Annotated in this window: 17 protein-coding genes; 4 read left to right on the top strand and 13 right to left on the bottom strand. The window is 70.0% G+C overall.

Annotation, left to right across the window (positions count from 1 at the left end; genetic code table 11):
• Positions 1–282: 282 nt before the first annotated feature.
• Positions 283–546, bottom strand: coding sequence for a hypothetical protein (locus QR77_RS32340; protein WP_040025593.1), 264 nt, complete (start codon positions 544–546; stop codon positions 283–285).
• Positions 547–953: 407 nt separating this feature from the next.
• On the opposite strand from QR77_RS32340, the gene QR77_RS32335 reads away from it, so the two are divergent.
• The 3 genes from QR77_RS32335 to QR77_RS32325 all read left to right on the top strand — a co-directional run bounded on the left by QR77_RS32335 (position 954) and on the right by QR77_RS32325 (position 3,794).
• Positions 954–2,171, top strand: a complete 1,218-nt coding sequence (locus QR77_RS32335; RefSeq protein ID WP_040025591.1) for a histidine kinase — start codon at positions 954–956, stop codon at positions 2,169–2,171.
• On the top strand, positions 2,168–2,857 hold the full coding sequence (locus QR77_RS32330; RefSeq protein WP_040025590.1) for a response regulator transcription factor: 690 nt from the start codon (positions 2,168–2,170) through the stop codon (positions 2,855–2,857). The genes QR77_RS32335 and QR77_RS32330 overlap by 4 nt, the downstream gene beginning before the upstream one ends.
• A gap of 220 nt (positions 2,858–3,077) precedes the next feature.
• A complete protein-coding gene (locus tag QR77_RS32325) occupies positions 3,078–3,794 on the top strand; it encodes a DUF998 domain-containing protein (RefSeq protein WP_107069016.1) in 717 nt (238 codons plus the stop codon).
• 144 nt (positions 3,795–3,938) lie between these two features.
• On the opposite strand, the gene QR77_RS32320 is transcribed toward QR77_RS32325, so the two are convergent.
• The 4 genes from QR77_RS32320 to QR77_RS32305 form a co-directional block, all read right to left on the bottom strand.
• On the bottom strand, positions 3,939–4,919 hold the full coding sequence (locus QR77_RS32320) for an alpha/beta hydrolase (RefSeq protein WP_040029023.1): 981 nt from the start codon (positions 4,917–4,919) through the stop codon (positions 3,939–3,941).
• A 130-nt stretch (positions 4,920–5,049) separates the two neighbouring features.
• Positions 5,050–6,354: an FAD-dependent oxidoreductase gene (locus QR77_RS32315; RefSeq protein WP_236710898.1), complete on the bottom strand. Its 1,305-nt coding sequence runs from the start codon at positions 6,352–6,354 to the stop codon at positions 5,050–5,052.
• Positions 6,351–7,778 carry an NAD(P)/FAD-dependent oxidoreductase gene (locus QR77_RS32310; RefSeq protein ID WP_040025589.1) on the bottom strand — a complete coding sequence of 476 codons (1,428 nt, stop codon included), beginning with the start codon at positions 7,776–7,778 and terminating at the stop codon, positions 6,351–6,353. The genes QR77_RS32315 and QR77_RS32310 overlap by 4 nt, the downstream gene beginning before the upstream one ends.
• Positions 7,778–9,268 carry an FGGY family carbohydrate kinase gene (locus QR77_RS32305; protein ID WP_052489215.1) on the bottom strand — a complete coding sequence of 497 codons (1,491 nt, stop codon included), beginning with the start codon at positions 9,266–9,268 and terminating at the stop codon, positions 7,778–7,780. The genes QR77_RS32310 and QR77_RS32305 overlap by 1 nt, the downstream gene beginning before the upstream one ends.
• An 840-nt stretch (positions 9,269–10,108) precedes the next feature.
• Here QR77_RS32305 and QR77_RS32300 point away from each other — a divergent pair.
• Positions 10,109–11,626: an amino acid permease gene (locus QR77_RS32300; RefSeq protein ID WP_040025588.1), complete on the top strand. Its 1,518-nt coding sequence runs from the start codon at positions 10,109–10,111 to the stop codon at positions 11,624–11,626.
• Between the two features lie 556 nt (positions 11,627–12,182).
• Here the strand turns inward: QR77_RS32300 and QR77_RS32295 are convergent.
• The 8 genes from QR77_RS32295 to QR77_RS32255 all read right to left on the bottom strand — a co-directional run bounded on the left by QR77_RS32295 (position 12,183) and on the right by QR77_RS32255 (position 19,920).
• On the bottom strand, positions 12,183–12,461 hold the full coding sequence (locus QR77_RS32295) for an ATP-binding protein (RefSeq protein WP_040029020.1): 279 nt from the start codon (positions 12,459–12,461) through the stop codon (positions 12,183–12,185).
• 446 nt (positions 12,462–12,907) lie between these two features.
• Positions 12,908–14,239, bottom strand: a complete 1,332-nt coding sequence (locus QR77_RS42490; RefSeq protein WP_052489214.1) for a PP2C family protein-serine/threonine phosphatase — start codon at positions 14,237–14,239, stop codon at positions 12,908–12,910.
• The gene (locus QR77_RS32285) at positions 14,236–15,477 is read right to left on the bottom strand and encodes a SpoIIE family protein phosphatase (RefSeq protein WP_040025586.1); all 1,242 of its coding nucleotides are present in this window, start codon (positions 15,475–15,477) and stop codon (positions 14,236–14,238) included. Before QR77_RS32285 ends, QR77_RS42490 begins: the two co-directional genes overlap by 4 nt.
• Positions 15,465–15,863 carry an anti-sigma regulatory factor gene (locus tag QR77_RS32280; protein ID WP_040025585.1) on the bottom strand — a complete coding sequence of 133 codons (399 nt, stop codon included), beginning with the start codon at positions 15,861–15,863 and terminating at the stop codon, positions 15,465–15,467. Before QR77_RS32280 ends, QR77_RS32285 begins: the two co-directional genes overlap by 13 nt.
• A complete protein-coding gene (locus QR77_RS32275) occupies positions 15,860–16,297 on the bottom strand; it encodes an STAS domain-containing protein (RefSeq protein ID WP_063798107.1) in 438 nt (145 codons plus the stop codon). Before QR77_RS32275 ends, QR77_RS32280 begins: the two co-directional genes overlap by 4 nt.
• Complete coding sequence (locus QR77_RS32270) at positions 16,294–17,151, bottom strand: STAS domain-containing protein (protein ID WP_236710897.1); 858 nt, start codon at positions 17,149–17,151, stop codon at positions 16,294–16,296. Before QR77_RS32270 ends, QR77_RS32275 begins: the two co-directional genes overlap by 4 nt.
• Before the next feature lie 604 nt (positions 17,152–17,755).
• Positions 17,756–18,196 carry a DUF1931 family protein gene (locus tag QR77_RS32260; RefSeq protein WP_173476384.1) on the bottom strand — a complete coding sequence of 147 codons (441 nt, stop codon included), beginning with the start codon at positions 18,194–18,196 and terminating at the stop codon, positions 17,756–17,758.
• Positions 18,197–18,243: 47 nt separating this feature from the next.
• Complete coding sequence (locus QR77_RS32255) at positions 18,244–19,920, bottom strand: cyclic nucleotide-binding domain-containing thioredoxin-disulfide reductase (protein ID WP_040025581.1); 1,677 nt, start codon at positions 19,918–19,920, stop codon at positions 18,244–18,246.
• Between the last annotated feature and the right edge of the window lie 188 nt (positions 19,921–20,108).

Genomic DNA, 20,108 nt, shown 5'->3' with positions numbered 1-20,108 from the left:
CCACGCCGCGCGTCCGTTTGTGCCCCGGCAAGCCACGTCTTCGCATCCTGTTGTACGTCGAAGGAACGGCCGACAGCCTCTGCCCGGGTCGGTGGCGGAACGACGGGCGGGCGTGGTGGCCCTGCGTGGTGGCGGCACCCTCAACCACAGCTCCTCGGCCGCGACAACCTGCCCGCCAACTCGGGCGACCCCAGCCCAACTCCCTCACCGGGGGGCCCGCGCGCCGGTGCCGCGGCAGCATGGTGGAGGAGAGGACGCCGCCTCGTACGGAGACAGCCACCCTCAATCGGCCGGTTCGCGCTCGGCGGGATCGGCCCAGCCGCGCATGTGCCGGTCGACCGTCTCCCGCACTTGCCCCCACAGATGCCTGTGCGATCCGGGATCCATCCCTTCCGCCGCGAAGACGGCATCGGCGAAGCTGTTCGCGTCAGCAGGCGGTGCGTCCCGCAGCCGACGGTGCTCGCGCGGGGGAAGGCAGAAGCCGAGGTCGACACAGAGATCGTAGAGGAGGAGTTGAACCTCGGACTGCCGGTCGCACGGGGCCATGGGAACAGCATCGCGGCATGCTCTACGGGTTCGTCAACAGCATGACGAAGACGGTGCCGCCGAGGCGCGGAAGGCCGAGGTCAGGCCAAGAGGACGACTCGCCCACGCAGCCGTCCCCCGGCAGGCTGAGGGCCCGTCCAGGGATCGCGAAGGGGCTGGCCGGTCTCGCGGTGTGAAGGACCGTCGCGGGGCATGATCAATGCGCCCCGCAGGGCGGGGCGTGCGAAGCCGCCAGTTGTCGTCCGATGGGCGGATGCGACGCACCGACGCTGGGCGCCTTTGATCCGCACCACCTCGTTGGGCAGGGATCCACGGGTTCCGGCTCGGCGGCCGGCCCGCCTCCAGGGTGAGCGCGTTCCCTGTCGTCGCACAGCGATCCGCCAGTTCGGAGGGGATAGACTCGCGCTGTGTCCGAGGCGGCTCCAGCAAAGTCCAGACGTCTACGCACTGTTGCAGCCGGCAGGTGGGGACGCACGGGGGCCGCACTGTGGGACGGCGGGCTGGCGGCCAGCCTCGCCGTCGCGTCCTACGTACCGCAACTCGCGGGAAACGGTGTGCAGTTGGGGCAACTGGCGGCGCGCCCGGCCGACGCGTGGGCCGTCGTACTGACCCTGGGTCAGTGCTTGCCCCTGTCGGTACGGCGCCGGTGGTCCGAGGTGTGCCTGGCGCTTGTGGCCGGCTGCTTCGCGGCGTACCAATCCCTCGGCTACCAGTCCAACTTCGCCGGTGCGGGGCTGTTCGCGGCGCTGTACAGCGCGGGAGCGCACGCCGACCGCTTCCGGCGCGGGCTGTCCATCGCCGCGACCACGGCGTACCTCGCGCTCGCCCTCACACTGCACAGCCTGGGATCGCCTGAACGGCCGCTCGACTACTGCACCTTCTTCGTCGCGCTCGTGGCCTGCTGGAGTGCGGGCACCTGGGTACGAGGCAGGCAGGCCGCGGAGGCCGCGCTGCGCCGTGAGGACGCGCGGCTGGCCACGGCGCGGGAGCGCGCCCGCATCGCCATGGACCTCCACGACGTGGTGACGCACCACGTCGCCGGCATCGTCGTGCAGGCCGACGCGGCGCGGTATCTGACGGCCACCGCGCCGGATCGGGTCACTGACAGCCTCAACGCCATCAGCGGAACCGGTCGGCAGGCGCTCGCGGAATTAAGGCACCTCCTGGGCGTGCTCGACAGCCCCGCAGGCGCGATCGATCACCCGCCGGGCTCCGACGGAACTCCGGGGGCGGGCCGGGGCCCGGCGCCCGGCCGGTTCCGAGATCTGGTCGAGCGGACCAGGCTGGCGGGGCAGCCGGTCGAACTCTTCGAAGACGGCGAGCCGGCGTTCATCGCCGCCGAGCCGGAACTCGCCGTGTACCGCGTGGTACAGGAGGCACTCACCAACGCCGTGAAGCACGCGCCCGGCCGCCGCACAGTGGTACGCGTGCTGTACGGGAAGGTGATCCAGGTCGATGTGACCACCGAAGGGCCGGTCATCGTTGCCGGGGCCTTCACGGCGGGACGGGGGCTCACCGGCCTGCGCGATCGGGTCAGCACGTGCGGCGGGGAGCTGACCGCCGGTGGTCAGCCCGGTGGCGGCTTCGGCGTCCGCGCCCGGATACCCTCCGGAGCGGGCGCGTGACCGGCTCAGCGCCCATCCGCATCCTGGTCTGCGACGACCAGTTCCTGGTACGCGCGGGCTACTCCACCATCTTCGGGGCGCAACCCGGACTTGAGGTGGTGGGAGAGGCCGGCGACGGGCAGATGGCGGTGGAGATCGCTGCCCGACTGCGCCCGGATGTGGTGGTGATGGACGTCAGGATGCCGGTCCTGGACGGCATCGAGGCCACCCGCCGACTGGCCGGCCCCGACGCGCCGGCTCCCATGAAGGTGCTGGTCGTCACCAGCTTCAACATCGACGAGTACGTGTACGAGGCGCTGCGAGTCGGCGCGAGCGGGTTCCTCCTCAAGGACTGTCTGCCCGCCGAGTTGGTCAACGGCGTTCGCACGGTCGCCGCCGGGGAGTCCCTGCTGGATCCGGCGGTCACCCGTGGGCTCATCGGCCGCTTCGCCGCCCGTATCCGGCCGGACGATCCCACAAGGCCGGACACCGGGCACCCGCTCGCGTCCCTGACCCCGCGCGAGGTCGAGGTGCTGAAACTGATCTCGACCGGGCTCTCGAACGCCGAGATCGCCGGGGTCCTGGTCATCGGCCGGGAGACCGTGAAGACATACGTCTCGCGCATCCTGGCCAAGCTCCAACTGCGCGACCGGGTGCAGGCGGTGGTCCTCGCGTACCGCGTGGGTCTGGTGACCGGGCGCGACTGAGCCGCCCGTGACCGATGCCGCTTCCGGTGGGGGCGCGATGCCCTGCTCCGGCTGCTGCTTCCCCGACGGTGGTCCCGGCGACGCCTTTCAGAGCGGCTGGTCCCCCATGAGAGCTACCCGCAGATGTCCACCGCCGGGTGACTATCCTCCCAGGCCCCGGCCGTAGCGTCCTGAACGCATGCCGCGGCACCGCGCCGCGGCCGCACGGAGGAGAACAGCGATGACCAGCGGATCCGCGCAAGCGCTCGGTCCCACCCACGACAGCCTGGCAACATCTGCGGCACGGCGGCGTGCAGGCGCCCGGCGCTGGGCGCGGGGGGGCGTGGCAGCCCAGGTGGCCTTCACCGTGAGCATGCTCGTCGCCGCTTCGTGGCAGGGCCCGCGCTACAGCGTTCTGGCGCACTCCATCAGCGACATGTCCGCGATCACCGCGCCGGGAGCGATGTTCCTGGTGGTCGTCTTCACGTTATGCGGCGCCGCGACCATCGTGTTCGCGCTGCGCTCCGTGTGGCCGGCGCTGCGTCCCGGCGGCTGGAGCGCGGGGGTGGGTTCCCTTCTGCTCGCGCTGTCCGTCCCCGGCCTGGGCAATCTGCTGAGCGTCGGCGAACGGCTCGCCTGCCGCATGGCCGACCCGGGATGCACCGCCGCCCGACAGGTATCCAACGCCGGCGGACGACTCGACGGCAATCTCACTACGGCCGGTGTGTTCCTGCTCGTGAGCGCCGGGTTCTTTCTGGCAGCCGCCATGCGGCGAGCGCCCGGCTGGCAAGCCTGGGCACGGCCGACGCGTTGGACGGCGAGCCTGCTCGTCGCCGTCGTCGTGGCGCTCGTGCTGACCCAACAGGCGGGCCTGGGTGGCCTGTTCGAGCGCCTGGTCGCCCTCATCGGCGCCGCGGCGCTCGCCGCGCTCGCCTACGGGATCCTGCGACGGACGTGAGAATCCCGCCGGGCGCCGGCAGCGAGCGTTGCGTTCACGTGCTCCGGTACCCCGGGGTCCGCGCCGCGAGCGCGCCCCGGCTCGGTCCGGCCTGTCCACGCCGACCGTGCCTGACACACGTCAGGACCCGGCGAGGGGTCGGCTTCATCGACGGGACCGCGCGAGTGCGCGGCTGAGCCACTGGGTTCTGGCGTGCCGGGCCTGCCGCGTGAGGGCCGCGGCAGGGGCGAAGGAGTCGAAGCCGTGGAAGGCGCCGGGCCAGACGTGGAGTTCGGCGTCGCCGCCGGCACACCAGATCGCTTGTGCGTAGGCGATGTTCTCGTCCCGGAAGGTCTCCGCCGACCCGACGTCGATATAGGTGGGCGGCAGACCGCTCAGGTCGGTGGCGCGGCCGGGTGCGGCATACGGCGACAGGTCGGGGTCTCCATGGTGGTCACCCAGGTAGGCCCGCCAGCAGACGGCTGTCGAGGACCTGTCCCACAAGCCGATCTCCTCCATCTGAAACGCGGACGGGGTATCGAGGCGATCATCGAGCATCGGGCATTGCAGGAGCTGTCCGACCGGCGTCGGCCCCTCACCCCGGTCCCGGTTGAGCAGGGTCAGAGCCGCGGCGAGCCCTCCGCCCGCACTCTTGCCCCCGATGATCATCCGCTCCGCGTCGAGACCGAGTTCATCCGCATGACCGGCGGTCCACACGAGCCCCGTGTGACAGTCGTCCAGCGGTCCCGGATAACGCGTCTCCGGCGCCAGCCGGTACTCGACCGACACCACGGCCATGCCGAGAGGAGCGGACCAGTCGCGGAGGATCTTGGGCAGGACGGACCAGGCATTCCCCATGACCAGCCCACCACCGTGCATGTAGTAGAGGACCGGCAGTGGGCCGGCCTCGCCCACGGGCCGCGCATGCACCAGAGTGATGTCCGGACCGCCCCCGACCCCAGGCACGCTCAGTTCCTCAACGGCGAAGTGACCGTCCGCACGGAGTTCGGCCACCGTCGGCCGGGGCCGGCTCGCCGCGTCTCGCTGCCGATGCACAGCGAGATTCTCGGGGGTGATCCGCTCCCGCGAGAGGCCACCCAGAGCCTCCAGAGCGGCAGTCAGCTCGGGGTCGAACGGCGGAGGCATACGCGCGGCGTGCCTTTCGGAGAACGAGGAGTCCCGGCCGCCGGTCATGAAGCACCACCCTGACAGGCACACACAACCACAGCCCCCGCCGAGTGGCGAAGGAACTCGATCCCCCCCAGCGACACCTTCCTCACCATGGAATCGCGGGGTCCATGGTGATCACGATAGGGCCGCCGCTCGGATCGGCTCTGCGGATCCAGTCCGCCGAGACGTGGAGCGAGCTGTTCGCCGGGTGACCGCGCAACCGTCGCTCGCGGTGCACTACGTGTCCGTCCTGGCTGATGAGGAGCGTCACGCGGCGGGCGAGCGGGCGAGCTGTGCGCAGCGTGAGGGTGCCGGGCGCGAGGTGTGGGTCGGCAGGTGTGACGCGGTTCGGTGTGACCCAGCGCAGGGTCTCTCCGGTCACCTCGACGGTCAGATGTCCGTGAGGCCACGGCCGGCCTGAGAGACGGCGCAGTACCGGGCCGGTAACGAGTACGCCTTCCCGTGCGGCGGTGGCTGCGGGTTCGACGGCGTGCAGGAGGTTACCGACGGCGAAGATTCCGGGCCGCCCGGTGTGGAACGCCATGTCGACCGCAGGGCCACGGGTGTCGCGGTCGAGTGCGACCTCCCCCCGTACCGCCAGTTCGTGGTCGGGGATGAAATCACCGGTGAAGACCAGTGTGTCGCAGGCGAGGGTCGTTGTCCTGCCATCGGTGTGACGCAGTGTCACGCCCGTGAGCCGGCCGCGCCCGCGCACTCCCGTGACCACGGCGTCTGTGAGCAGCGGGATTCGGTGGCGGAGGCGGGCGTCGGTCGCGGCGGACCATGGTGCTTGTCGGCCGGGCTGGTCGGTGACCATGGCGGCGATCTCCGTGCCCGTTCTGCGCAGAAGCTGGACGGCGGAGTAGCTGACGGGTTCCGCGCCGATGACGACGGCTCGTTTCCCGACCGGCCGGCGGTGTGTGGCGATGGTCTGCTGAAGCTCTCCTGTGGTGAACACTCCCGCTGGTCTGCTCCCGGGTACCAGGCGTGCGGTGCGGGGGCGTTCCCGGGCCCCGGTGGCCAGCACGATCGCGCGGGCGGTCAGGCGTTCGAGGCCCAGGCCGCTGGTGGTGTCCAGTGTGAGGGCGCCTGCCCAGCCGGTCGCGGTGACGCCCGTACGGAGTGTGGCCCCGGCGGTGGTTGCCCGCTCGCGCCAGTGCCGGGCGTAGGCGGGGCCGCTGATCCGGCGTCCGGGTTCACGTACCCGGAATCCCTGGTGGAGGCAGTGCCGGGGGATTCCGCCGGCCTCGTCCTCCCGGTCGATCACTTCGACGGTGCCGGCGCCCGCCGCCGCGATGCCTGCCGCGGCGGCGAGACCGGCGGGCCCCGCGCCGATCACCAGGACATCGACGGTGCGTGCGGGCCGGCCGGGATCCGAAAAAGGCAGGTGGTCGTGTGCCGGTGTGTTCACTGCCCGTTCTCCCGCGGTGAGTTCTCGGAGGTGAAGAGGGCGCGCACGGTAGCGCCGCAGTAGAAGCCCTGGCACCGACCGCCGAGCGCGCGCGTCCGGCGCCGCAAGCCCTCAGGGCTCCGCGGTGGGATGGCGCTGTTGAGGGCGTCGCGGATCTCGCCTCGGGTGACGCGCTCGCAGTGGCAGAGGATTCTGCCGTACTCCGGGTCGGTGGCGATGAGGTCTGCGCGCTCAAAGGGGCGGGTGAACGCCTCGCCGAGGTTGGGCATCGTGTGCGTCGCCAGTTCGCGTGGCGCCCCCGGGTTCTGGCCGATGGTGGTCAGCAGGTGGACGACGTGGCGGGCGATGGCCATGGACGCGGTCAGTCCGGTGGAACGGATGGAGCCGATCGCGATGTAGCGCTGTGAGGCGTGGCCGCGGATCCGGTAGTCATCGTGTTCGGTGGCGGCGCGGAGTCCCGCGTAGAGAGCTGTGACGTCCTCGTCCAGCAGTTCGGGCATGATCCGCCGGCCCTTCTCCCGCAGAAATGCAAGTCCTTGGGCAGTGGTGTCGGTGGCGTTCTTGTCGTCCAGGTCCTCGGCGGTGGGGCCGAGCAGCACGTTCCCGTACACCGTCGGCGCGACCAGGACGCCTTTGCCGAGCGCGGTGGGCGCGGGCAGCAGGATGTGGCGGACGAGGGGGCGGGCGAGTTTGTCGAAGACCATGAGCTGGCCGCGGCGGGGGGTCACGGTGAAGTCGTGATGGCCGAGAAGCCGGTCGATTTCGTCTGCGCGGAGTCCGGCCGCGTTGATCAGGGTCCGTGCCCGCAACACACCTCGTGCGGTGTCCAGTTCGTGGCGGGCGGCGTCGCCGGTGGAAGTCCGGACGTCGCGGACGCGGGCGTTGAGGTGCAGGTCGACGCCGGAGCGTACGGCCTGGGTCGCGTAGGCGAGGGTGGTGGTCCACGGGCAGATGATGCTCTCGCCGGGAATGTCGAGCGCACCGAGCGCACCGGGGCCCAAGTGCGGTTCGCGGTCGTAGAGTTCGTCCGCGCCGACGATCCGTGCCTCGTGATAACCGTTGAGCGCGGCCTTCTTGAGGAGATCTGGCAGAGTCGCGTGCTGCTCGGCGTCCCAGGCGATGAGCAGCGCGCCGACCGGCTCGAGGGGGATGCCGGTCTCTTCCGCGTAGGCCGTGAGGAGGTGGTGTCCTTCCCGTACGAGCCGGGCTTCGAGCGAGCCGGGAACCGCGTCGAATCCGGTGTGCAGGATCGCTGTGTTGGCTTTCGACGTGCCGTCCCCCACGTCGTCGGACGCTTCTACGAGGGCTACTCGTGCGGGATAGCGGGCGAGTTCGCGGGCGATGGCGGAGCCGACGACGCCCGCGCCGACGATCGCCACGTCGTAGTCCTCTTCGGGCAGCGGGCCTTGGGTGGTGACAGGCATCAGGGGGCTCCGGAGTCGGACGCGGGGTGGGCCAGCAGTGTGCGCACCGCGTGGCGGAACGCGTTCCGGCGGTGGGCCGCTTCATCGGGCCCGATGCGCGGCTCGTAGCGTGCGGAGGGCTTCCACGGGGGCACCGCCCGGTCGAGCGGCAGCGTGGGGTCGAGTCCCATCCGGGCCAGCGCGCCGGCTCCCAGGGCTGTCGCTTCGGACAGTGCGGAGACCTCGACCGGCTTTTGCAGCAGGTCGGCCTGGGTCTGCATCAGCAGCGCCGACCGGGTCAGGCCGCCGTCCACGCGCAGGGCGGTCAGCGGCGAGCCGAGGTCCGTGGCGACGGCGTCGGCGAGTTCGGCCACCTGGGCGGCGATGCCCTCACACAGGGCACGCACCAGGTGTCCGGGTCGGGTGTCCAGGCCGAGCCCGGTGACCGTGCCGCGCAGGTCTCCGCGCCACCAGGGGGCGGCGAGTCCGGCGAATGCCGGTACGAAGGTGACACCACCGCTGTCGGGGACACTCGCGCCGACCGGATCGAGGTCCGCCGCGCCGGAGATCACGCCCATGCCTGCCAGCCAGTCCACGGCGGAGGCAGCGGTGTAGACCTGTCCGTCGAGGCAGTAACTGGTCCGGCCGCCGAGCTGCCAGGCGACGCAACTGACCAGGCCGGTGGCCGAGCGGAGCGGCTGGTGGCCCGTCTGGGCGAGGAGGAACGCGCCGGTCCCGTAGGTGCATTTGGCGGTGCCCGGGTCGATCGCGCTCTGCGCGAGGAGCGCGGCCTGCTGGTCCACGATCAGCCCGGTCAGCGGGATCGGGGTGCCGAACGCGGTCGTCTCACCGACGGGGCCGGCCGCGTCGACGATCTGCGGCAGCCGCTCATCGGCGAGACCGAAAATCTCCAGTGCCTCCGAGGACCACTCGGCCCGGTCGAGGTCGAGGAGCTGGGTGCGTCCAGCGGTCGACGCGTCCGTGACGAAGCGGCCCGTCATCTGGTGGATCAGCCAGGCGTCGCTGGTGGTCACCACGCCCTCGCGGGTCAGATGGCGACGGATCCACGCCATCTTGGGCGCTGCGAAGTACGGGTCCAGCGGGAGACCGGTCCGAGCGCGCAACTGCTCCTTGTGTCCGGCGAGTTCCTCGCACAAAGGCTGGGCCCGCCGGTCCTGCCAGACCACCGCGTCGGTGAGCGGGTCCCCGGTGGCGGGGTCCCATGCGAGGACCGTCTCCCCCTGATTGGCCAGACCGACGGCCACGACGGGCTCCCCCGCCTCGTCGAGGGCACGGCGTCCCGCGGCGATGACCGAGGCGAGCAGCGTGCGGGGATCGACCTCCACCACTGAGCCGGGACCGTAGCGGGGAGAGGCCGGCGCCGACCCGGCGCCGATCACACCGCGCTCCGGGCAGATGACCAGCGCCTTGGTGACGGAGGTGCCTTGATCGATGGCGAGGACCGGGCCCGTGGCCGAAGCCGTACCCGCGGAGTGCTGAGCAGGAGACATATCCCGTTTCTGACTCGGACGACAGCGTGATCACACAGCCTGTTGCCGGCCGAAGCGGACGTCAAGAGCCACCCCTGCGGCGCGCCGGGGGGCACGGAGAGTCGCCGAAGATCAACTGACTGTTCGAATTTCGGTGATCCACGCCCTACACTGACCGGCGAGCGGCGGCAGCACATGGGCAACCCGACGCCTCCACAAGGGACTTCTCCGTGCCCGCCACACCGGACCGCTTGTCACCCGCGCCGGAGGTTCCCATGCATGCGTCAAACCCCTCTGCGGACCAGCATCAAGGACGTGCACGCCGGACGCTGGATGTCCACGCGCGCTCTCCCGGCCGAGACAGACGGCCGGCCCGTCGTGGATCCGGCGTACGCGGATCCTCACCGCCGTGGCGGCGGGCACCGACACGGTCCGGACCTGGTCGGCCGACGATCCCGGTAATGCCGACGCCACCGTGATGCCGCCCGTATCAGCACGCCCGTATCGCACGCCCGCGTCATTGTGGAGCGCACGCCGCACGCCCCCAGCCAGGAGCGTCCGCGTACGGACGGCTCGCGGCAACAGGCCCGGGACGGTGCGGCACCGCCCTCCGGCTCGCGCCCGCCGACCCGGTGCCGCGGGTGTGCCTGCTCCGCGACGCTCAGCGTGCGGAGGAACGAAGGTTCGACCGCGCGGATCCCTCCGAGGCCTCGCCGCAGGACTTCAGGCCCGTACACAGGAGGTGTTCCCGCACGCCCGGGACCGACCGCCGGCCGCGTACCGCCTTCCCCCGACACCCCTGTCCGCCGCCCTCCCGCCCCTCCACCTCAGTCCTACCCCCCGCTTCTGGAGGCATCTTCCATGTCATCCCACTCGGCCGGGCCGGAAAACCCAGCACCCCAGCGCGATGAGGAAGCACGGCTGCGGGAGCTCGGCTATCAGCCTGTCCTCGCCCGCCGGATGGGCGGCTTCGGCAACTTCGCCATCAGCTTCTCGGTCATCTCCGTCCTCTCCGGCTGCATGACCCTCTACGGATTCGGCCTGGGCACCGGCGGCCCGGCGGTCATGCTCTGGGGCTGGGCCGGAGTCGGCCTGTTCGTCCTCTTCATCGGCCTGGCTCTCGCCGAGGTCACCAGCGCCTACCCCACCTCCGGCGCTCTCTACTACATGGCCGACCGCCTGGGCGGCCGCAAATGGGGCTGGTACACGGGCTGGCTGAACCTGCTCGGACTGCTCGGTGCGATCGCCGGCATCGACTACGGCGCCGCGCTGTTCACCGGCGCCTTCCTCAACCTCCAGTGGGGATTCCAGCCCACCCCCGGCTGGACCATGGTCCTCTTCATCGGCATCCTCCTGCTGCACGCCACACTGAACTTGTTCGGTGTACGGCTGGTCAGCGTGCTCAACTCGGTGAGCGTGTGGTGGCACCTGGCCGGCGTCGCCGTCATCGTCGGCGCCCTGGCGATCGTGCCCGACCATCACCAGACCCCCTCCTTCGTCTTCACCCGGTTCGTGAACGACACGGGCTGGCACAGCCCGATCTACGTCGCCGCACTCGGGCTGCTCCTGGCGCAGTACACGTTCTGCGGCTACGACGCCTCGGCGCACCTCTCCGAGGAGACCGCCAACGCCTCCGTCTCCGCGGCCCGTGGCATCGTGCGGTCCATCTGGGTCTCCTGGATTGCCGGGTTCGCCCTCCTGGCGGGCCTCACTTTCGCGATCCAGGACTACGCCGGCACCCAGAACACCTCGACCGGCGTGCCACCCGCCCAGATCTTCCTCGACGCCCTGGGAAACAGCGGAGCCACTGCCCTGCTCCTCGTCGTGATCGGCGCCCAGCTTTTCTGCGGCAACGCGGAAGTCGCGGCTGCCAGCCGGATGGTCTTCGCCTTCTCCCGCGACAACGCACTGCCCGGCTCAGCACTGTGGCGGCGCGTCAGCAGCCGCACCCAGACACCCGTCAACGCGGTCCTGCTCGCAGTGGCCGTAGCCTGCCTGCTCGCCGTCCCCTCTCTCTACTCCGCCACCGCCTACGGCGCCGTGACCGCCATCAACGTCATCGGCATCACGCCCGCCTACGCGATCCCGATCTTCCTGCGCCTGCGCGCCGGAAAGAACTTCGAGGCAGGCCCCTGGCACCTCGGCCGCTGGAGCAGGCCGATCGGCATCATCGCCGTCGTCTGGGTCATCCTCGTCACCGTCCTGTTCTGCCTCCCCCAGGCAAGTCCCGTGACGGTCGACTCCATGAACTACGCGGCGATCGCCCTGGCCGCGGTCCTCGTCCTCGCCACCATCTGGTGGTACATCGCCCGGGACTCCTACGGCACCCCCAAACCGTACGAGAACACCCGGTCTCAGATCTACGAGCAGATCATATAGGCACAAAACGAGCGTCCTTGGGCGAGTAGCCACGTGCTGAACCTGCTCGCCCAACGCCTCATGGGGCAAGGCCGACCGTGAGGTGTCGCGCGCCGACTGTGGTGACCTCTGGTTCGACGCCCTCCTCCGTAAGGTCCGTGAAGCCGACCGGTTCCGGAGGTTCGACCGTACAGACCGGACCGGTCAGGGCAGCGAGCCGTCGCGACGGCACCTGCCCGTGTGGGGAGCTTCGGGACATACGGGCGGGCGCCGGCGGTACGAACCGCCGGCGCCCGCCCACGGCCCGCGCGCCCTCCCGGACGGCTGCCCCCCGTGGACGGCCGTTCTCAGCTGTCGCGGTACCGGTGAAGGATCGTCAGGCCGGCCTCTGGACCCGCGACGAGGGCTCTGCACAATGCTCCGGCACCCAGAAAACACTCCGACCGACCACAACACCCATCCCTGTAGATCCGCTTCAACACACTGATCCAACAGCGCGTCGTCGCCCGCTGCGCAATCTCAGCCTTCTCCTGACCAGCACACTCTGAGGCTGTGAGGTCATGCGGCTGGGTGATCTTCAGAAGCGTCGGGGGGAATGGTCTGTGAGGCGGATGCGGACCTTGACGCGTTTGCCGATGGATTCGCGCTGGACGTCGTAGCTCTCGCAGAGGGCGAGAATGATTTCAAGGCCGTGCTTGCCCACCCGGTCGGGCCCGCGTCCGTGGAGGGCTGGCAGGGCGGGGTTGGTGTCCCATACGGCAATCTCCGCCCCAGTCTCGTCGAGCTCCAGGTCGAGGAGGCAGAGCCCGGGTGCGTACTTGCGGGTGTTGGTCACCAGCTCGCTGGGGGTGAACATGTCGGACGCCACCGCCGTCGTTGAGGCTCGCGGCGATCTTGATGCTGACAGCCTCGGTCCGCGCGGAGACTCCTCACGGCGCCGGGCGCCGACGCGAATGGTGCCCGCGACGCCAAGGTCGACGACATCGCGGCGCCGGCCTCCGAGGTCGACCCCCGGGTGCTGCTGATCACCGAGGCGTACCGGCACGGCAAGGCCCTGGGCGCTTGGGCGGACGGAGCCGACGCCACCCTCTGATCACTTTGTCATGGCTCCCGCCTACCTGGGTGCGAGCCGCGGAGCCGCTTCGGTAGTGCCGCCCGTTCGGGGCAGACTCCCCCGTCGCGTACATGACGTCCCACACCTGCGGATCCCATATACGTCCCACACCTCACCTGTCGAGCCGACACACATGGGCGGCCGTGGGCCGTATCCGGTGACCGGCAACCGCCCGGCGGCGGCCCTGGTCATGAGGAGGGGCCGGCCGGTGTGTTCAGGCGAGCCGTGAAAATAATGGTGTCGTCCTCCTGCTCGGCCCCGAAGGTCGCCAACAGGCTGTCGCACAGGGCCTCGGGCTCGGCGGGCGCGACGAGAGCCGCCAGGCGCAGCTCGTCCAATCGGTCGGCCAGGTGGCTGTCGCGGGTCTCGATGAGCCCGTCGCTGATCATCAGGAGCAGACTGCCGGGTGTGGTGTCGTGGACGGTGGCGGCAGGCTGCGGAAGCCCGATCCCGAGAAGTGGTCCGTGCTCGGAGAGGAAGTCGGCCTTGCCGTCCGGGGTGACCAGCAGGGGTGGCAGGTGGCCGGCGTTGGCGACGTGGATACGTGTGAGGCCGGGCTCCGCGAGGATGACGCACACCGTGGCGGTCCAACCTCTGTGGTGCAGGCCCAGCAGATGGTCCAGGCGTTCCAGCAGCTCGTGGGGCTGGTGCGCCTCGGCAGCGTAAGCGCGCAGAGCGTGCCGCAGTTCCCCCATCACGATCGCGGCCTGGAGTGAGTGTCCGACGACGTCGCCGACCGCCAAGAGGAGGCCCGCGGGGGTGATGACGGCTTCGTAGAAGTCGCCACCGATCTCCTTCTCGGCGGCGGCGGGCAGGTAGCGCACCGCCAGCTCTGCCCCTGGTACCTGGGGCAGGTGGGTCGGCAGGAAGGTGCGCTGGAGGGTCAGGGCGAATTGGTGTTCTTCCCCGTAGAGAGCCACCACCCCCCGGTTGGTCGCGTCCAGTTCGGCGGTCAGCTCCGTGTACAGGGCCATGACGCCCTGGTTGGTCTCCACGAGTTCCTCATTCAGGCGAGCGAGTTCGTCGCGCTGGGCTCGGGACTCCTCCAGGGCGGCCATCAGGTCCGCGGTCTGGGCCCGGAGGTCCTCCAGCGCCCCGGTGGCGGGCACCTGTGCACGCAGTGCCACCCCAATAGCCTTCGCTGATGCCCGCGTGGCGACGGACCGCGGCAGGGCGCAGCCCACCTCGATACGGCCACCGGGCGTCGCGGGCCGGTAGTGGGTATGCGGCAGCAGGCGCCTGACAGCGTCGAGGGATTCCGGGCTCGGGGCCCGTTCGTCCGACCAAATCAGATCGACCCGTAGCTGGAGGGAATTCTCGTCGAGGAGGAAGGTGGCCGTCATCGCGATTCCCGGGCGGAGCAGGTCGCGGCCCAGTTCGCTCAGCGCGGTGGCCAGGCGTACCTGGTCGCGGGGTTCCAGGCTGGCGGCGACTGCAGCGGTCTTGGCTTGCCGGCGCAGGACAAAGACGTCCTGTTCGGAAGCGACCGAGAAGGTCATCAGGGCGGCGGACGAGGTCACCAGAGCCCCTTCGCGATCACTACGCTCGCATCGTCGCGACGCGTTCCGGCCTGCCGCATCAGCCCCGTCGCCAGCACGGTGGCACGGTGGGCGAGCAGGCCGATGAGGTCGGCGGGGGTCCAGCGTTCGGTGAGGCCGTCGGAGTGCATGACCAGAACACCATGCTCCGGCAACGCGTGTTCGTAGGTGCGGGGCCGGTGCGTCTGGTGACCGACGATGCCCGGATGCGACAACAGATTACTCCGGGTTGTCGCGGTGACCAGGGAGGCGGTGATGTTGCCGATGCCGCAGAACAGCAGTCGTCCGTTGAGCGGTTCGATCCGGGCCACCGCCACGGCCGCTCCGCGTGTCCCGCGCAGCGCCTGGTGGATGTCCTGCATCGCCTGTTCCGGCAGGCGGGTGGTTCCCGTACGGAACGCCCGGGCCGCCGCCTGGCCGGCGAGGGCTGCCATGGGGCCGTGCCCCAGTCCGTCGCAGAGCATGACCATGACGGCGGGGCCGGGGCCCGCGGTCGCCCCGCGTACGGGAAGCGAACGAGCCGATCCGGCCGGACGAGCCGAGGAGCGCGGGGGTACAACGGTGTGGTCCGGCGACGGTCTGCGGGTGAGTGCCGCCCAACTGGTGACAGAGGGGGCCAAGGGGGCGCGGTCCGCTTCGGCCGGGGTACGAGTGGCCCGGCCGGCCTCTTCGGTGTCGCCTTCCGGCTCATGTGGGTCGATGCGGGTGGCCCATGCGTCTCCGCAGACCCGCTCGCCGCTGATGGGGCGGGTCAGCCCGCCAACGGCCGGTTCCCGTGCCACCAGACCCCGTGTGAGGGGGCGGGGCCAGAAGCGGGCGAGTTGGACGGTCCCGTGACCCGGCCGGGAGTGGATGTCGAAGACGTCCGCGAGTCGTTGCACGGCTCCGAGTCCGATGCCCAGGCTTCCGACCGTGGAGGAGCCGTCCAGCAGGGCTGCGGACACGTCCGATATTCCTGGCCCGTTGTCGACCACGACCACTTCCACACCGGCGACCTCACGGGTGCGTACCGCGCGGAGGAGGAGCGATCCGTCGACAGAGTGCTTGGTCAGGTTGCTCGTCAGTTCCGCCACGGCCAGGACCAGTTCGGCGGTGCGCTGTTCGCTCAGCCCGGTCCGGCGGCCCAGCGCGGCCGCGGCGCCGCGTGCGGCCTCGGGCTCACGGAACCATGCGACATCCTCGCAGTCGACGAGGAGCGGGCCGGCGTTCACCTGGCCCACTTGGTGATGGTGACCGTCGTTCCCTGCCCGGGGGTGCTGTCCAGGAGGAAGTCGTCGACCAGCCTCTTGGAGCCCGACAAACCGAGGCCCATGCCCTTGCCCGAGGTCCAGCCGTCGGTCAGGGCCAGGTCGACGTCCTCGATGCCCGGACCGTGGTCCAGGAAGATCACGCGTACTCCGCGTCGGCCCCGGTCCGAGACCAGGGCTGCGGTCATGGTGCCGCCCCCTCCATAGATAAGAGTGTTACGGGCCAGCTCGCTCGCGGCGGTCACCAGCTTTGTCTGCTCGACCAAGGACAAGCGGCACTCCTGTGCGAGCGTACGGACAAGCTGGCGGGCCAGTACGACACCGTCGTTGGCGGTGATCGACAGCACCTGCTCGGTCACCGCAGGACCTGGTCGGGATCGGTCGCCTCGTCGTCCGGCGCCTCGTCGTCGGCAGTCCCCGGCACAGAGAGGGACAGGGCCCGGGAGCGCTCCAGCGCACGCAGTCCCTTGTCCAAGGTCAGTGCGGTGGTGACACCACCCAGGGACAGGCCCAGCTCGACCAGGGTGATCGCCACAGCGGGGCGCATGCCCACCACAACCGTCTCCGCATCCAGCATCCGGGAGATCGACGCGATGGTGGACAGCATCCGACCGACGAAGGAGTCGACGATCTCCACCGCGGTGATGTCGATCACCACACCGTGTGCCCCGGTCTCCACTACTTTGGCCGCCAGGTCGTCCTGCAACAGCATGACTGCTTGGTCGTCCAGGTCGGTCTGGATGGAAACCAGCAGAACCTGGCCAATGCGCAGGACCGGGACCTGCTCGCTCATCGGCCCTGCCCGCTCTTCGTGGAGGCGGACAGCGTGGTGCCCGAGCGGCGCAGAGCGTGCCGCAAGGCGTCGGCCAGGGTGGCCTTCGTGGTGATGTCGCCGAAATCGATACCCAGGGCGACGATGGTCTGCGCGATCTGGGGCCGGATACCGGAGATGGTGCATTCCGCCCCCATCAGCCGGGCGGCGACGACTGTCTTCAGCAGGTGCTGGGCGACCTCAGTGTCCACGGCCGGGACCCCGGTGATGTCGATGATGGCCTGCTCGGATCCCGTATCGATGAGGGCCTGGAGCATCTTCTCCATCACGACCATCGTGCGCGCCGAGTCCAGAGTGCCCACCAGCGGGACACCGATCACACCGTCCCAGAGCTTGACCACCGGGGTGGACAGCTCCAGCAACTGCTCCGCCTGTGCGCCGATCAGCTCCTCGCGGACCTGTGTGTAGGTCTCGATGGTGAACAGGCCGAGGCTGTCCAGGAGCCGGGACAACTGGAGATAAGGGCCCAAGTCCTTGGCGTCACCCTCAACGAGCGCCGGTTCGAGGACAGACTTCAGCGCGAAGACGCTGATCGCTGTCTCGGACGGGGTGAAGCCCTGTCGGGCCCGGTTGCGTGAAAGCTCGGTCAGCAGGGCGCGTACCTCGCCGAACGCCTCGCCCTGCGCGTCGAGGCTCCCCTTTTTGAGGGCGGCCAGCAGCGCCGCGTACAGCTCACGCAGTTCGAGTTCGACCTCGGTGCGGCTGACTCGCCCGCCCAGAGAACTGGCAACCTCGCGCACCCAGTTCGCGGCGAGGTCGTCGCCACCGCCGGAAAGCAGGGCTATGAGACGCCCCGTAACGTTTTCAGCAGCCACAACGCACATCCTTGCTCAGTATGGAGATCCAGCGGCTTCCCGAACACTAGGCCATCGGTGAATCTCCCTCGGTACTACATCGCCATCTCCGGGCTCGATGCGCGGGTAAGAAAATTCACTCGCGGACTGTACCCAGCAGTCTGGGGCTGTGGGGCGCCGTGGCTTCGGATCCCGGCGAGACCCCAAGCGTCGGGAGGCAGCGCCTCGCACGCGTCTGCGGCAACCGTGAACGCCCGACAGAGCGCCGCCGCACTGTCTGGTGTGTTCCTCCGAGTGACGTGGGATCGCCATGTCACACCGCGCCCCTGCTCACCGTTATACAGCCGGACTGCGGGCCGTAACGACCCGATACGACAAGCTCGCCGCGCGTTTCGAGTCGGCCGTTCACGTCGCGGCGATCGGCCAGCGGCTGTGAACCACCGGCCGGCCGCCGGACCGTGCCACCCTGACCACCGGAACGATCAGCACACGCAAGGGGACGACCCCGTCCGGTTCGCCTCCGTGGCCGTACTGGCCGAGGGCGGCTACGCGATCGTCCGCCGCGACACCAGTACCCGCCAACACGACATCACCGCCTCGAACCCGCCCGGGCGAATGGCCCTGCTCAGATGAGGAGATCGAAGAGTTCGAAGGCCTCGTCCCACTGGTCCGTGGAGGGACGGCGGGTGTCGCGGGCGATGATTTTGAGGGCGCGGGCGAGGGCGACGCTGACGCCGCCGGCCAAGTCCGGCAGTTGCTGCTGGGTGTCCTCGGCAGCGTCCATGCCGAGGGCGGGGCGGGCAGTGAGCTGATCGAGCAAAGGACGTAGTTCGATGCCCTCCTCCAGCTTCTTGAAAGCGTGGATGCTCTCTTGCAGACCTTTGGTGACCGGGAGATCCTGCGGCTCGATGATGTCCCGGTCGTTGGCCTTGGCGTCGGCGGTGCCGACAAGGAAGAGGTCGTAGATCTTGGCGTCCACGAAGTCGTTGTAGCGCTTGAGGTCGTTCTTGTTGACATCAAGGCCGGCGGCTGCGCGGAAGAAGCGCTCGAACTTGGGAACTCCCATGACGGGCATGTGATTTTCGCTTTCTCGCGGCGGTGGATGGGTTGAGGTCATCGGATAGCCGGTGGTCCCACCTCCCCGAGGTGCTCATGTGCCAGGCGGACGGCCATGGCACCCTCGCCGACTGCGGAGGCCACCCGCTTGACCGAGCCGCTGCGGACGTCGCCGACGGCGAAGATTCCCGGCAGACCGGTCTCCAGCGCGAGCGGGGCGCGGGCCAGGGGCCTCCAGATGTCCGCTGTTACCTGGGCCACGTCCTGCCCGGTCGGAATGAAGCCGCGCCGGTCCAGGGTGACGGCGTCGGCGAGCCAGGAGGTGGCGGGACTCGCGCCGATGAAGACGAACAGGGCGCGGGCTGCCAGCGCCTGCTGCTCGCGGGTGCGGTTGTCCTCGACGACGAGGGATTCGACCCGCTCCTCGCCGGTCACCTCCCGGACTTCGGTATGCAGCCGGACGTGGATCCGGGGGTGCCGCTCGATCCGGTCGATCAGGTAGCGGGACATGCTGTGTTCCAGGTCTCCGCCACGGACCAGAAGATGGACGGCGGGCGACTCGCGCGCCAGGAACAGGACTGCTTGGCCGGCGGAGTTGCCGCCCCCGACGACCGCCACCGTGTCGAGGCGGCAGGTCCGCGCCTCCCAGACGGTGGCGGCGTAGTGGACCCCGAGTCCTTCGAACCGCTCGATGCCGGGGGCGGTCAGCCGCCGGTAGCGGGCACCAGTGGCCACCACGACGTTGGTGGCGGTGATCGTGCCGCCGTCGGCGAGCCGCACCGCGCTGTTCCCGTCGCGCTGTTCGAGGCCGGCGGCCTCGGCGGGGACGTCGATCCGGGCGCCGAACCGGTTGGCCTGTACGACGGCCCGTTCGGCGAGCTCCATGCCGGAGATCCCGGCGGGGAAACCGAGGTAGTTCTCGATCCGGGAGGAGGTGCCGGCCTGGCCGCCGGTCGCCACGGCATCCAGGACGACGGTGGAGAGTCCCTCGGAGGCGCCGTACACCGCGGCGGCCAGGCCACCAGGTCCCGCGCCGACCACCGCCAAGTCGCAGACGGTCTTCGCGGCGGCCTCGGCGCGCAGCCCGATGACCCGGGCGAGTTCGACGTTGGAGGGATTGCGCAGCACCCGGTAGTCGTGCCAGACAACAATCGGAGTCTCCTCCGGAGCGATCCCAAGACGCATCAGCAGCGCCTCAGCCTCGGTGTCCTTCTCCAAATCCGCCCAGCGGTGAGGAAGGCGGTTGCGGGCGGCGAACTCCAGCAGCCGCCGGGTGTCGGAGGAGAAGGCGGAGCCGATGATGCGGAAGCCCGTGCCGGCGCCGGCCAGCATCGTACGGCGCAGCAGGTAGGCCCGCAGGATCACGTCGCCGAGTGCGGGTTCGCGGCTGAGCAGGTCGCGCAGGGCGGCCGAACCCACCGCCAGCACCTCGCCCGGTGTTCTCACCACCGCGCTGAGGAAGGCGGTCTGGCCCTCCAGTACGCCGAGTTCGCCGAGGAAGCTGCGCGGACCGTGCAACTGGACGACCTGCTCTTGGTCGCTGTGGCCTTCGACCACGGCCACCGTGCCGCTGAGGACGACGAAGAACTCCTCGCTGGGTTCGCCCGCCCGGAAGAGCTGTTCCCCCTCGCGGACCGGCTGTACCTGTCCGCAGGATCTCAGGATCGCGATCTGGTCGTCCGTCAGCGGCGGGTAGGCGCCGTAGACGTCGGCTGTCGGCGTGCGCATCGGCATGATTCGCTCCCTTCGGTGGAAACGGAGGCGGAAGCGGAAAGCAGAGCTGGCAAACAGCGGCGGAGACAGTCGCAGAAGCCACAGCGTCGGAAGAAGCGCCGGGCGCGCTCGCCGGGCTCAGACCATCGCTTCGTGCACGAAACACCACCGCCAGTCCTCGCCGGGTTCGAACAACCGGACGATCGGGT

The organism is Streptomyces sp. 150FB, from assembly GCF_000818195.1.
In the GTDB taxonomy this organism is placed as follows: domain Bacteria; phylum Actinomycetota; class Actinomycetes; order Streptomycetales; family Streptomycetaceae; genus Streptomyces.
This window is presented reverse-complemented; position numbering and strand designations above follow the sequence as displayed.